Consider the following 13,395-nt stretch of genomic DNA (forward strand, 5'->3'; position numbering starts at 1 on the left):
CCAAAGACGCCGGAGGCGCTGCGAAGCAGGATAACGCATAGCGTTAGATCCGTGAGGTCGTCGTCAAGCTTTCATTTAAGAAGGCCCTGATAGCTTATGCTGTTGGGGCTTTTTTTCGGCTGCAGAAAATCTAAAAAATAAAAAGGGGAGTCAACCACCCTAAAAATTAAACTCAGATCCGTTAGGGCATTCTCACTACCGCCTTTGCAAATTGCCACCTTGCCATTGTATTCGCTGCGCCTGTTTCGCAGGCTCAACGCGTCGGCGCGAATCCCATAGCAAGGTGACGATTGATCTAAGTTAATCTTTTCAAAGGTTGAGCGTTAGATCAAGGAATTCTAGCTACCTTTTACTCATCATAAGTGTTCACTTTTTCAGGCGCTCTCATCATTTTGCTGACGACCTTGACACTATATTCGCCAGCGCCTGTTTCGCAGGCTCAACGCGTCTGCGTGAATCCAATAGCAAGGTGACGGTTGATCTGAATAGATCTTTTCAAAGATAGAGCGTTAGGTTAATGGATCTCATACGCCGTTTATTCATTGAAAGTTCTTATTCTGTCAGACTCTCTCAGCATTTTGCAGATTATCTTCTGTATTCGCTTGCGCTTGTCTCACGAGCTCAATGTGTCTGTGTGATGTTAGTAGAAATATGACGCTAATACTGATTAGGTTAGCGTTATATTATCCAGTGTGCCTGATAAAATATCATCTCAATATCCGTTATTAGTGGGGATTGAGCGTTTTCAATATCATATATCACTTCCCAAAAGGGGATTATATTTATACTATGATGGCTTAATGATATATGAGTAAAAGCTTGAATATCATCCTGTATCTTTTCATATTACGTCTTATTTATACTAGTTCAAGGATGTGAGCTGCATGTAGTGAGCTTTGCATGTGTCATATTTTTGTCGTCTTACGATGCTACTGACGAATCGTGAAAGCTCTATAAGTAACAAATAATTATGGCTGACACATGAGTAACACATCTTCTGACCCTTCTATTTTGAGTCACGTCGTCTTTCGACGTTTGCTTTTACTCGCCATTGTCTGTTTTTCGGTGATTTGGCTTATTGACTATAACAGCGGCATCATCGCTTCTTTTGATGCGTTTGCTTATCCCATTTGTATATCAAGTTTTAGTGTCGTATATCTTCTAGCAACGACGAAAAAAGTGCCGGATCAGTATTTGCATCTTACTACCTATTCCGTTGTCGCTGGTTATCTAATCGCTTCGAGTATTTGGCATCATATGGCGACTAATGGGATATTTTCCAATGCAGCCCAGTGGTTAGGGCTAAATTATGTGATTGCTTATTTGTTTCTTGAAGTTCGTAAAGCGATTTTGATGACCATATTGGCGTTTAGTGTGACCGTTATTGGACATTTTGTTGTGTTGATTCAGCATTATTCCATTGAGGATACTCTTGGGGTGGTGATGAATATTGCAGTGGCGCATGTTGTGTACATTGTTTTGTTGTGGACGGTGATTCAGTTACGGTCGAGTAAAGACAAAGCGCAGCAACAGGTGTCTATGTTGGAGCATTATGCCTATATCGACCCATTGACTCGAATACTCAATCGTCGTGGGTTAGAAAAGGTGACACAAGAATTGGAACCAGAGTTTCATTTAGGGCAGCAAGACTTTGCTATTTTTTTGTTGGACATAGACCATTTTAAAGAAGTAAACGACCGTTATGGCCATTTAAAAGGTGATGAGGTTTTAACAAATATTGCTTCACTACTGAGTCGAAAAATTCATTCTAAAGATATTATTGGTCGTTGGGGCGGTGAAGAGTTTATTGTTTATGCGGTGAATCAAAGTCGAAAAGAGATGTTTGACTATGCAAACCTGTTACGTGAAACTGTAAGTAAATTGGTCGTCGGTGAGATTAGCGTGACAGTGAGTGTAGGGGTAGGCTATTCCCAACAGGATAAGGATCTTTCAGAAATTTTTTACCTTGCAGACCAACATTTGTATGCAGCCAAAAAGGCAGGACGAAATACGGTGGTTGATCACATTATAAAGGACAAAGAATCGGACAATACTGAAGTTGACTTGGCTGTATCCTAAGGAAACTGAGTTTTAATGCTGATGGTTTAAATACTTACTTGTTCGACATTAACTCAATACGATGAATAATATAAAAGGAAGAATAAATGTCTGGGATAACAATTCGCGATGCAGATCCAAGTGATTCCGCCTTGATCTTACGTTTTATTAAAGAGCTTGCACATTACGAAAAAGCGGCAAATGAAGTATTAGCAACACGAGAGTCTATTGAGTCTTCTCTTTTCGGTACGGATTCAACAACAAAAGCCATTATCTGCTCAATTGACAATGTTCCAGTTGGGTTTGCTGTCTATTTTTTCAACTATTCTACTTGGCTTGCAAAGCATGGTTTGTACTTAGAGGATTTGTATGTCTCAGCTGAATCACGTGGTTCCGGTGCTGGTAAAGCGCTTTTGAAGCATCTCGCTCAAATAGCGGTTAGTAAAGGATGTGGTCGATTTGAGTGGAGTGTATTAGACTGGAATGAACCTGCGATTCAGTTTTATCGATCCATTGGAGCGCAGTCACAAGATGAATGGGTAGGTTACCGATTAACTGGAGAGGCACTACTGCATTTAGCCCAGTCCTAGAGAGGATGAATATCTTATAACGTTAACAAAAACGGCTCCGTATGAAGCCGTTTTTTTCAATTAACCGCTCTATTTAAAGGCTATTCTTCCATTTGCGCATTATCTACAAAGCGAGTGTCGCCAATATCTTTTGGTAAAATAAGGTTTAGTAAAATAGCTACGATGCCGCATAGACTAATGCCTTGTAAGCTAAATCCCCCCACACCGAATGCCATACCGCCAATGCCAAAGACTAAGGTAACGCCTACGATAACCAAGTTGCGGGACTTGTGAAGGTCTACTTGATTCTTGATTAAGGTGTTTAAACCCACCGCAGCAATAGACCCAAATAGTAGAATCATAATGCCGCCCATCACGGGGACTGGAATAGTTTGTAGTAAGGCGCCTAATTTGCCAACCCATGCGAGAACGATCGCGGCGATCGCGGCCCACGTCATGATAACTGGATTGAAGGCTTTGGTTAGCATGACGGCACCGGTGACTTCACTATAAGTTGTATTAGGTGGTGCGCCAACCATGGCGGCGGCCATAGTGGCAATGCCATCTCCGGTAATGGTTCGGTGTAGCCCCGGTTTTTTAAGATAATCTTTACCTGTGACGTTGGAGATGGACAGAATATCGCCGACGTGTTCCACTGCGGGAGCGATAGCGACGGGTAGCATAAATAAGATTGCGTTGATGTTGAATTCCGGCATCGTAAAATGAGGAATAGCAAACCAAGCTGCTTTGCTAACATTATCAAAGTGAACAATTCCTAAGGCAAGACTTAATGAGTAGCCTATGAGAATACCTCCAAAAATAGGTAGGAGTTTAAACAGCCCTTTACTAAAGACACTGATAAAAATCGTGGTGAGCAAAGAAGCTAGTGAGATCCAAATTGAAACATCGCTATTCACTAATTGTGTTGAGCCATCACCACTTTTTCCCATCGCCATATGAACGGCGCTTTCGGCTAACCCTAAACCAATCACCATAATAATAGGGCCGATGACGACAGGAGGTAATAAACGATGAATAAATCCAGCGCCTTTTAGTTTGATGAAGACGCCTAAGATGACGTAAACAAATCCGGCGGCAACTAATCCCCCCATAGTGGAAGCGATCCCCCACGTTTGCGTGCCATACATAATGGGAGCAATGAAAGCAAAGGATGACGCTAGGAAAATAGGTACCGTACGACGTGTTACTATTTGAAAGAGTAAGGTTCCCATACCAGCGCCAAATAATGCAACGCTAGGATCGAGCCCTGTTAATAATGGCACTAAGACTAAAGCACCAAATGCAACAAAGAGCATTTGTACGCCTAAAATGACATTCTTCATGTAACAGTCCTTGATAGTATTTTTCAGTCAGCGGGATTCTATAAGGTTGTGCAAACGAGTACCAGCGATGGTTCGATTGTTTGTTGACAATATCAATAGAATCGAAAGTTTTTATTCACCACTCATTTTAATTGGGTATTTTAGTGCTAAAAAGCATCTCAAACAGGGATGCGGTTGTTTGAGTTTACAGCTGGATACAAACCTGACATTTGTATAGAAAAAGCTGACATTTTGGCAAAGTAAAAGGCGACAAAATGTTAATTGTTTACCTGAAGGCTCATATACGAGTGATTCTTAAATCGATAGAATGAATTATCTTTATAGGAAATTAAGAGTCTAACCATGCCATTCAATTGTATTGATAAAACCACAAAAATGTCAGAATCTCCGACGTTTGTCTCGGCAAGTTTTTTTTCACAAAGGCCTTATCAACGCTTGGCAAGTCGGGTGTTATTGGCTGTCAGTTTGTTGGTGAGTGTGACCACTTATGCGTCAACCCCTGAAGTAACATCAGACGCTAATTCGGTGGTTTCTTCCAACCCCGTGAATCCTCCCGGAAATGAAGCGTTTAGCTACGCATGGCTAAAAGGCTATGCACGCCATTTGTCTAGTGAGCCTTATCATAATCATCAAGGTGAGGTGCCAAGTAGCCTGAAAGACTTGAGTTGGAATGCTTATCAGCAGATTCGTTATAAAGACAGTGCGGCGCTATGGAAGACAAAAGGGTCGCTATTCCATACGGAGTTTTTCCATTTAGGTCGTGGATTTGACACGCCTGTCCATATGAATGAAATCAAGGATGGTAAAGTCATACCGATCGATTATTCACCTTCCATGTTCGATTATGGTAAATCAGGCATTGACGCGAAGAAGCTATCAAAAGACCTTGGTTTTGCTGGCTTTCGTATGCAATTTGCGACTGACTGGAAGCGTGATGTTGTCGCTTTTCTTGGTGCCAGTTATTTCCGTGCTGTTGGCAGTGAAATGCAGTATGGTTTATCTGCACGTGGTTTGGCCGTTGATACGGCGTTGGATCAGCCCGAAGAGTTCCCAGTCTTTACTAACTATTGGTTAGAAAAACCAAAGCCTGGCTCTAGTACTGTGACGGTATACGCTCTAATGGAATCTAAAAGTGTGTCTGGAGCCTATCGCTTTGATATCACTCCAGGTGAACCATTAAAGATGAGAGTGGATGCAGCAATTTACCCACGTAAATCGATCGAACGTTTGGGAATCGCTCCGTTAACCAGCATGTACATGGTGGGTGAGAACGATCGTCGGACAAATTATGATTGGCGTGAAGAAATCCATGATTCAGATGGGCTTGCTATGCACACTGGATCCGGCGAATGGATTTGGCGTCCTTTGACGAACCCGAAAAACCTTCGTTTTAACGCGTACAGTGATGATAATCCGCAAGGGTTTGGCTTACTGCAACGAGACCGCAACTTTGATCATTACCAAGACGACTCGGTGTTTTATGAGAAACGCCCAAGCTTATGGATTGAGCCTATAGGCAACTGGGGTAAAGGGTCTGTGGATCTCGTCGAAATTCCAACCTTGGATGAAACCTTTGATAATATCGTGGCCTTTTGGCATCCTGCACAGCCAATCAAACCCGGCCAAGAGTTACTGTACAGCTACAATATGTATTGGGGTAGCCATCCACCACAGCATTCATCTCAAGCACGAGTGCAAGATACCTTCACTGGTATTGGTGGTGTGATTGGTCAGAAACGTCACTATTATAGCAAGCGTTTTGTGATTGACTTTGCAGGGGGGGATTTACCCATGATTGGTGATGGTAGCAAGTTAAAAGCGGTTATCCATACGTCAAAAGGAAAAGTGGAACTGGAGTCTGTACGTCCAATCAATCACTCCGATAAGTACCGTGTGATGTTTGATGTGGTTCCGCCGGATGCAACGGATAATCCAATCGATATGCAAGTATATCTCGATCTTGATGGTAAGCGCATGTCTGAAACTTGGAGTTATCAGTGGAACCCGCCATTAAAGAAAAATCGTGAACTGCATAATGCAGGACACCTGAATTAACGTCATCGAAGTGTCTTCTTTGGAAGACGGCCATTGAATAGAGACCATAAAAACGCCAGCTTTATCGCTGGCGTTTTTATTTCTGCTTACCAGCATACTTATGCTGTGAAGTATAACGCATGGCAATGAGTGGTCGTCCTTGGGCGACATAAGCCGTCAATCGTCCAGAAAGCTCATCGGGAAGTTGTGCGGACTCTATTGTTTGAAAACCATTGTCTTGGTAAAAATGCTCAAGGTGTGAGAGTGCGAAACAGTAACATGGGCGCTCTACCAAGGAATCATGAAGATGGCGAAGTAAATGACGAGCAATACCCAAACCACGATGGTCTGGTTCGGTCACCATGGCGGTGAGGAGCTGGCACTGATCAAGTTGCTTTAACCGAACGGCACTTAAAATCCGCCCTTGCTGTTTGATCACCCAAATTGGATCTGCTTTATTCGGTTTGCCACTAGGGTAGTGGGCTTGGTAAAACTTTTTCACCAAGGGAAACCATAATGACTCTACTCGAATGGGAGGTGGGATTAAGGACGACATGATGATCCTTGCTTGCGTTAGATGGTTAATGCCATGTAATAAGAGGGCATAATAGCATAGGGTGTTCTTATGTGAACTTTGCTAGGATCAAGGTATATTTACTCAGTATTGTGATAGGGAATTAAAATGTCTTCGTCTTCTGTGGTTACATCTATGTTAAACGCTCTACCTCGTATTCGTCTGACAGGCGAGCAGGTGAAACGCTATCATGACGATGGATACGTTGTTTTAGAATCCTTGGTGCCGCCCGCAATATGCGATGCCTTAAAGGTCCGAATGGAGGCATTGTTGACGCGTTTTGATCCCAACTCAGTTCGCTCCATCTTTACCACTAATGAGCAATCGCGGCATACCGATGAATATTTTATGGCTTCTTCAGAGAATATTTCGTTTTTCTTTGAAGAAGAAGCTTTTGATGAGCAGGGGGAGTTGAAACAAGATTTGTCTTTGTCTATCAATAAAGCGGGTCATGGTCTGCATATTCAAGATGATCTTTTTCGAGCGTTCTCTCTATCCTCAATCTGGGGGAGCTTATTGGAACAACTTGGTATGAAAACGCCACGGGCGGTGCAATCCATGTATATTTTTAAGCAGCCAGGCATTGGTGGAGAGGTTGACTGCCATCAAGACAGTACCTTTTTGTATACGGATCCGATGAGTGTGATTGGATTATGGTTTGCTATCGAAGACGCAACGTTAGAAAATGGCTGTCTATGGGGGATTCTAGGCGGACACAAAATAGGGTTGTTAAAACGCTTTGAACGCGTTTCTCCAAATGGTATTGAAACGACAATGGTGACCTTAAAAGAGCATCAGTGGCAACAAGACGAGCTGGTTGCTTTGCCTGTACCAAAGGGCAGTTTAGTGGTTCTCAATGGCGAGTTTCCCCATTTAAGCTACGCTAACCGCTCTGGACAGTCGCGTCACGCTTATGCATTGCATGTTATCGATCAGCAGTGCCAATACCCAGCCGAAAATTGGCTGCAAACACAAGATAATCGAGCGTTTCCAGCCTTTGATTTACATTAACTCTGAAGACAGTTGGAGTCTCTGAATGCAACGAATTTTGTCCCTATTGAGTGATAGTAAGTTTCACTCCGGGGAAGCGTTAGGGGAAGCGCTTGGCGTGACCCGAGCAGCAGTGTGGAAAAAACTAAAAAAATTAGAAGGCATTGGCATAACAATTCATTCTGTAAAAGGGCGCGGTTATCGTTTGCCGACGCCATTGGAGTTATTGTCGCTCGACGCGCTTTTAGAAGCGGGACTTGATAGCGGTATTCCTGTGTCGATCGTCTTCGAAACAGCATCGACCAATGGTGATATGAAGCAGCGTATAAACGATGGGACATCGCTACCCTTGATGATTGCGGCGGAACGTCAGACCCAAGGGCGTGGTCGTCGTGGTCGCCATTGGGCCTCTGGCGTGGCGAAAAATATCACCATGTCCTTTGCTTGGCGTTTTGAAAATGGGCCGAGTGTGGTGGAAGGCTTAAGTTTAGCGGTTGGCGTGGCGGTTGCCCGTACCATCAAAAAACAAGGTATTCCGAACCCAGGTTTAAAATGGCCAAACGATGTGCAAATCGACGGACAAAAGGTCTGTGGTATTTTGCTTGAAATGGTAGCAGATGAAGATCGATGTGACGTTATTATAGGGATAGGGCTTAATGTGGCGATGGAGGCCGATGTGATGTCGTCTGTCGACCAACCTTGGACGGATCTTGCTTCTCGATTGTCTAAGACGCCTAGCCGAAATCAAATTCTTGCGGATTTGACGAATGAATTGGTGACGGTTTGCAAGGCATTTGAGGATGGACATGGTATGAAACACTATCAATCGCTATGGCAAGCCCACGATGTTTTGCATAATCAAGCGGTGACCGTTAGCTCTTTATCCCAGCAGCGAACTGGCATTGCCAAAGGCATTGATGAAAGTGGTGCGCTTTTGGTGGAAGGTGAGGATGGTGTGATCACACGATTGCATGGGGGAGAAGTCAGTGTCCGTCGTCGCTAAGTTACTGGTTGTCGATGTGGGGAACACTAGCATCAAGTACACCGCATTTGAAAAGGGGCAGATCCAGTGGCAGGTAAGGGATCATGAACATTTAACGAAACGGTACTTTCTTCCTGAAGTTATTTATTTTGCCAGTGTGCGCTCTCAAGACGCCAGTTTGGCACTACAACAGGAAGTGCAAGCCTACTACCCCAATAGCCAGCTAGTAGTCCTAGAAAGTACTGCACAAGCGTGTGGTGTGGTGTGTGCTTATGAGGAGCCTTGGCGTTTAGGCATTGATCGCTGGCTTACTGTTGTCGCGGGTTTCCACCATTATGGTGGAAACATTGTCATTGTTGATGCCGGAACAGCAATCAAAGTCGATGTGGTCAATGAGCAAGCTCGGCACCTCGGTGGTTATATTGTCCCTGGTCTGATGATGATGGAAAATGCTTTATTGGCTAATACCGCAAAAATTCGCTATGACGCCAGTGAACTCAAAGTTGGTGAGGGTTTGCCAAACTCCACGGCCCGAGCTGTCGGCGAGGGATGTTATCAAATGGCATTGGGTTTTTTGGAACGTGTCTATGGAAATTATCATGATCACCGGTGGATTGTGACAGGAGGCGATGCACAAGAATTGCTTAAGACGTTAGGGATAGAGGCAGAATGTGACCCCCACTTGGTTGCGCTAGGAGCAAAGCTCGTCGGTGATGAAATGATAAGGAAACAAGTATGAAGTGGCTGTTTTTTATTATTGTTTTGGTCAATGCCGCTTTTTTTGGGTGGGCGCATATGATGAAACATAACACCGCACAGGTGAATGAACATGTGTATGCTCCGCCAGTAAGTACCTCTATTCGACTTTTATCGGAGCCTGCAAACAGTGAAGAGCAAGCTGCCATGACCAAGGCCAAACAGCAATCACAAGAGATGGAGGCGTCTCTTCAAAAAGCGTTGACAGTTGCAAAGGCAAATTCTGAGACAAATCCGATGGTGTGTCCTCAGCTAGAGGTCGAAAAAAGTGCGGATGATGCGCAAATTATTCAGGCTCTGAAGAAGCTAAACTGGAAATACAGTGAAAAACAGGTCATGGGTAAGCGGCCTAAGTTTTGGTTGTACATCGAGGCGCCAGATACACAGGAGCAAGCTCGAGAAATTGTCAAAGTGCTACATAACCGCTCTATTGATAGTTTTATTATCACTCGTGGTGAGATGAAAAATCGTATTTCTCTTGGATTATACTCTTCTCAAGAGGGGGCAGATGAAGCCCGTAAGCGTATTGAAAGCAAACTGAATTACAAGCTGAATATATACCGACACCTTCGCACGGTTAGCTTGCATCAGATTGATATAGAGCAGCCAATTAGTAACGAAGCATTAGAAAAACTGCTTTCTCAGTTCGATTTGACCAAGATGATGATAAAAATAGAAAAAAATCCTTGTTAGTGCTTGCAATTCAGAAACTGATTAATATAATGGCTCCCACCTTTTGGGGTGCTGTTCAAAAGCACAGAGTACGTGGAGGGGTTCCCGAGTGGCCAAAGGGAGCAGATTGTAAATCTGCCACGAAAGTTTCGGTGGTTCGAATCCACCTCCCTCCACCAGTTGCGGGTATGGTATAGTGGCTATTACCTCAGCCTTCCAAGCTGAAGAGGCGGGTTCGATTCCCGCTACCCGCTCCAAGTTGCTCATGTAGCTCAGTTGGTAGAGCACACCCTTGGTAAGGGTGAGGTCGGCAGTTCAAGTCTGCTCATGAGCTCCAGTGTTTCCGATACAAAAGATAGGTGGTTTAACCGCCTTTTTTATTGTCTGTTTTTTGGGCGAATGCTCTTGCTTGACAAAGCAAATACGAGTATCATCCTCCGCCCATACGATGTAGGCCAATAGTTCAATTGGTAGAGCACCGGTTTCCAAAACCGGCTGTTGGGGGTTCGAGTCCCTCTTGGCCTGCCATTTTCGTATCCTATTTCTTAATTAGGGATCACCTGAAAGTATGAGATCGAGTACTGAAACTCAAACGTCTAACACAGACGTATTTAAGTGGGCGATTGTTGTGTTACTGATTGCCGTCGGTGTGGTTGGTAATAACTATTTTTCTGCTGAGTCACTATTGTATCGTTTGATCGCTATTTTGGTTTTGGCTGGTGTTGCTGGTTTTATTGCGCTACAAACGGCGAAAGGAAAGGCTTTTTTCACATTGGCGAAAGAAGCAAAAACTGAAATTCGCCGAGTAGTATGGCCAACAAGACAAGAGACCATTCAAACGACCTTAATTGTATTGGCGGTTGTTCTTTTTATGTCTCTCGTACTGTGGGGGGTAGATTCGCTCCTTGGTTGGATCGTTTCTTCGGTAATAGGTTAGGAGTTGCTCGTGACGAAACGATGGTATGTAGTTCAAGCGTACTCTGGGTACGAAAAGCACGTAATGCGCTCGCTGAAAGAACGCGTGCAAATTATGGGGCAAGAAGACTATTTTGGTGACATCTTGGTGCCAACCGAAGAAGTGGTTGAAATTCGAGATGGCAAAAAGCGCAAGAGCGAAAGAAAATTCTATCCTGGTTATGTCTTGGTTCAAATGGAAATGAACGATGACTCTTGGCATTTGGTGAAAGGAACGGGTCGAGTGCTCGGTTTTATTGGTGGTACAGCGGATAAGCCGTCCCCGATTACTGAACGTGAAGCTAATGCCATCTTGCAGCGCGTTAATGACGGTGCTGATAAACCTCGTCCTAAGACCTTGTTTGAGGTGGGCGAGGTGGTTCGTGTTAACGAAGGTCCATTTGCTGACTTTAACGGTGTCGTTGAAGAAGTGGATTATGATAAAAGCCGAATCAAAGTGGCGGTGCTCATATTTGGGCGATCTACACCAGTTGATTTGGAGTTTAGTCAGGTTGAAAAAGCCTGATTTTGTTGAACGGGTAGCCTTCGGGCGGTGACCCATCTGGAGTTTAAAAATGGCTAAGAAAGTCCAAGCTTATATCAAGCTACAAGTTAAAGCGGGTCAAGCGAACCCAAGTCCACCAGTTGGTCCAGCTCTTGGTCAACACGGTGTGAATATTATGGAATTCTGTAAAGCGTTTAATGCCAAAACTCAAGGTATTGAGCCAGGTCTTCCAACACCTGTTATCATCACTGTGTACAGTGATCGTAGTTTTACATTTGAAACGAAATCTACTCCAGCCTCTGTTCTTCTTAAGAAAGCAGCAGGTCTTAAGAGTGGTTCTCCTCGTCCAAATACTCAAAAAGTGGGTACGGTTACTCGTGCTCAACTAGAAGAGATCGCTACAGCTAAACAAGCTGATTTGACAGCGGCAGATATGGATGCAGCGGTTCGTACTATCGCTGGTAGCGCTCGCGCTATGGGTCTAGACGTTGAGGGTGTGAACTAATGGCTAAGCTAACTAAACGCGCTCGCTTGATCGCAGAAAAAATAGACGCAACAAAATTGTACTCTGTAGAAGAGGCGGTTGCTCTTTTGTCTGAGCTTTCTACTGTGAAGTTCAAAGAATCTATCGACGTATCTGTTAACCTAGGCGTTGATCCACGTAAATCTGATCAGGTTGTTCGTGGTTCTACTGTATTGCCTAACGGTACTGGTAAAGATGTTCGTGTTGCTGTGTTCACTCAAGGTGCTAACGCAGAAGCAGCGAAAGAAGCTGGTGCAGACGTTGTGGGTTTTGAAGATTTGGCTGAACAAGTTAAAGCTGGCAACCTAGACTTCGACGTTGTTATCGCTTCTCCGGATGCAATGCGTATCGTTGGTCAACTAGGTCAGATCTTGGGCCCACGTGGTCTAATGCCTAACCCTAAAGTTGGCACAGTAACACCTGACGTTGCGACGGCCGTAAAAAACGCCAAAGCAGGTCAAGCTCGTTACCGTACAGATAAAAATGGTATCATTCATGCTGGCGTTGGCTCTATTGACTTCGCTGCTGAATCTATCAAAGGCAACTTGGAAGCGCTTTTAGCTGATCTACGTCGTGCTAAGCCTGCTTCTTCTAAAGGTGTCTATATGAAAAAAGTGACCTTGTCTTCTACAATGGGACCTGGTCTACAAATTGATTTAGGTGCGCTAAGCTTCTAAATCATGCGCTTTGGGGTCTGCCTGCATACTATGTTGAGCAGGCCGTCAAAGACCGCAGGAACCTTAGGGTTTAATAACAACGTTGAAAAATGTTGGTCCTGCGCAGATGGTGTGGCCCGATTCAGATAAACTGGATCTAACTCACCAGCAAGTACTTCGAGTAATCGGAGAGTTGGTAAAAACAAGAGAGTAATTTGCTCTCTGCTAATCCAGGAGAAAACCAGTGGCATTAGGTCTAGAAGACAAAAAAGCCATTGTCGCCGAAGTTAGCGAAGCGGCCAAAACTGCGTTGTCTGCGGTTGTTGCTGATTCTCGCGGTGTTACCGTGAGCAGCATGACAGCACTTCGTAAAGAAGCGCGCGAAGCGGGTGTTTTCGTACGTGTCGTACGTAATACATTGGCTCGCCGTGCAGTGGAAGGCACTGACTTCGAATGTCTAACTGAGAGCTTTGTTGGCCCTACGTTGATTGCTTTCTCAAACGAACACCCAGGTGCGGCGGCTCGTTTGTTGAAAACTTTTGCGAAAGCGAATGATAAGTTTGAAGTAAAGGCATTGGCGTTCAACGGTGAGTTGATCCCAGCTGGCGACATTGATCGTTTGGCAACATTGCCTACATACGATGAAGCTATTGCGAAGCTTATGAGTGTAATGCAGGGTGCAACAAGCAAACTTGCTCGTACTCTTGCAGCAATTCGCGACCAAAAAGAGCAAGAAGCGGCGTAATACGGTTTATCGTACCCTTCTTGATAAATATTTT

At 44.3% G+C, this 13,395-nt stretch carries 14 protein-coding genes and 4 tRNA genes; 16 read left to right on the forward strand and 2 right to left on the reverse strand.

From position 1 onward, the window contains the following. Positions 1–981: 981 nt before the first annotated feature. Together JHD45_RS18460 and JHD45_RS18465 are read left to right on the forward strand one after the other, a co-directional pair. The gene (locus tag JHD45_RS18460) at positions 982–2,079 is read left to right on the forward strand and encodes a GGDEF domain-containing protein (protein ID WP_199477973.1); all 1,098 of its coding nucleotides are present in this window, start codon (positions 982–984) and stop codon (positions 2,077–2,079) included. 86 nt (positions 2,080–2,165) lie between these two features. Next, on the forward strand, positions 2,166–2,648 hold the full coding sequence (locus JHD45_RS18465) for a GNAT family N-acetyltransferase (RefSeq protein WP_199477974.1): 483 nt from the start codon (positions 2,166–2,168) through the stop codon (positions 2,646–2,648). A gap of 80 nt (positions 2,649–2,728) precedes the next feature. Here JHD45_RS18465 and JHD45_RS18470 read toward each other — a convergent pair whose 3' ends face one another. Further along, complete coding sequence (locus JHD45_RS18470; RefSeq protein WP_199477975.1) at positions 2,729–3,970, reverse strand: uracil-xanthine permease family protein; 1,242 nt, start codon at positions 3,968–3,970, stop codon at positions 2,729–2,731. A gap of 342 nt (positions 3,971–4,312) precedes the next feature. Here JHD45_RS18470 and JHD45_RS18475 point away from each other — a divergent pair, with 342 nt between their 5' ends. Then, positions 4,313–6,025 (forward strand): glucan biosynthesis protein, encoded by a 1,713-nt coding sequence (locus JHD45_RS18475; protein ID WP_199477976.1) that lies wholly within the window; start codon positions 4,313–4,315, stop codon positions 6,023–6,025. Between the two features lie 76 nt (positions 6,026–6,101). On the opposite strand, the gene JHD45_RS18480 is transcribed toward JHD45_RS18475, so the two are convergent. After that, positions 6,102–6,560, reverse strand: a complete 459-nt coding sequence (locus JHD45_RS18480) for a GNAT family N-acetyltransferase (RefSeq protein ID WP_199477977.1) — start codon at positions 6,558–6,560, stop codon at positions 6,102–6,104. A gap of 126 nt (positions 6,561–6,686) precedes the next feature. Between JHD45_RS18480 and JHD45_RS18485 the strand changes: the two genes are divergently transcribed. From JHD45_RS18485 to rplJ, 13 genes are all read left to right on the forward strand, one after another. Then, positions 6,687–7,589, forward strand: a complete 903-nt coding sequence (locus JHD45_RS18485; protein ID WP_233407933.1) for a phytanoyl-CoA dioxygenase family protein — start codon at positions 6,687–6,689, stop codon at positions 7,587–7,589. A 25-nt stretch (positions 7,590–7,614) separates the two neighbouring features. Further along, positions 7,615–8,571, forward strand: a complete 957-nt coding sequence (locus JHD45_RS18490; RefSeq protein ID WP_199477978.1) for a biotin--[acetyl-CoA-carboxylase] ligase — start codon at positions 7,615–7,617, stop codon at positions 8,569–8,571. After that, complete coding sequence (locus tag JHD45_RS18495; RefSeq protein WP_199477979.1) at positions 8,555–9,289, forward strand: type III pantothenate kinase; 735 nt, start codon at positions 8,555–8,557, stop codon at positions 9,287–9,289. The genes JHD45_RS18490 and JHD45_RS18495 overlap by 17 nt, the downstream gene beginning before the upstream one ends. Continuing rightward, on the forward strand, positions 9,286–9,999 hold the full coding sequence (locus tag JHD45_RS18500; RefSeq protein ID WP_199477980.1) for an SPOR domain-containing protein: 714 nt from the start codon (positions 9,286–9,288) through the stop codon (positions 9,997–9,999). Before JHD45_RS18495 ends, JHD45_RS18500 begins: the two co-directional genes overlap by 4 nt. 74 nt (positions 10,000–10,073) lie before the next feature. Next, positions 10,074–10,157: transfer RNA gene (locus tag JHD45_RS18505), tRNA-Tyr, on the forward strand. A gap of 3 nt (positions 10,158–10,160) precedes the next feature. Further along, a tRNA-Gly gene (locus JHD45_RS18510) sits at positions 10,161–10,235 on the forward strand. A gap of 4 nt (positions 10,236–10,239) precedes the next feature. Further along, positions 10,240–10,315 (forward strand) — tRNA-Thr (locus JHD45_RS18515). 115 nt (positions 10,316–10,430) lie between these two features. Beyond that, a tRNA-Trp gene (locus tag JHD45_RS18520) sits at positions 10,431–10,506 on the forward strand. A gap of 40 nt (positions 10,507–10,546) precedes the next feature. Further along, positions 10,547–10,915, forward strand: coding sequence for a preprotein translocase subunit SecE (gene secE / locus JHD45_RS18525; RefSeq protein WP_199477981.1), 369 nt, complete (start codon positions 10,547–10,549; stop codon positions 10,913–10,915). Between the two features lie 9 nt (positions 10,916–10,924). Next, positions 10,925–11,458: a transcription termination/antitermination protein NusG gene (nusG, locus tag JHD45_RS18530; protein ID WP_067020180.1), complete on the forward strand. Its 534-nt coding sequence runs from the start codon at positions 10,925–10,927 to the stop codon at positions 11,456–11,458. A 49-nt stretch (positions 11,459–11,507) separates the two neighbouring features. Further along, positions 11,508–11,942 carry a 50S ribosomal protein L11 gene (gene rplK / locus JHD45_RS18535; protein ID WP_199477982.1) on the forward strand — a complete coding sequence of 145 codons (435 nt, stop codon included), beginning with the start codon at positions 11,508–11,510 and terminating at the stop codon, positions 11,940–11,942. Next, complete coding sequence (rplA, locus tag JHD45_RS18540; protein ID WP_199477983.1) at positions 11,942–12,637, forward strand: 50S ribosomal protein L1; 696 nt, start codon at positions 11,942–11,944, stop codon at positions 12,635–12,637. The genes rplK and rplA overlap by 1 nt, the downstream gene beginning before the upstream one ends. 223 nt (positions 12,638–12,860) lie before the next feature. Continuing rightward, complete coding sequence (rplJ, locus tag JHD45_RS18545) at positions 12,861–13,361, forward strand: 50S ribosomal protein L10 (RefSeq protein ID WP_199477984.1); 501 nt, start codon at positions 12,861–12,863, stop codon at positions 13,359–13,361. The last annotated feature ends 34 nt before the right edge of the window (positions 13,362–13,395 follow it).

The organism is Marinomonas spartinae (assembly GCF_016461715.1).
GTDB classification, from domain to species: Bacteria; Pseudomonadota; Gammaproteobacteria; order Pseudomonadales; family Marinomonadaceae; genus Marinomonas; species Marinomonas spartinae_A.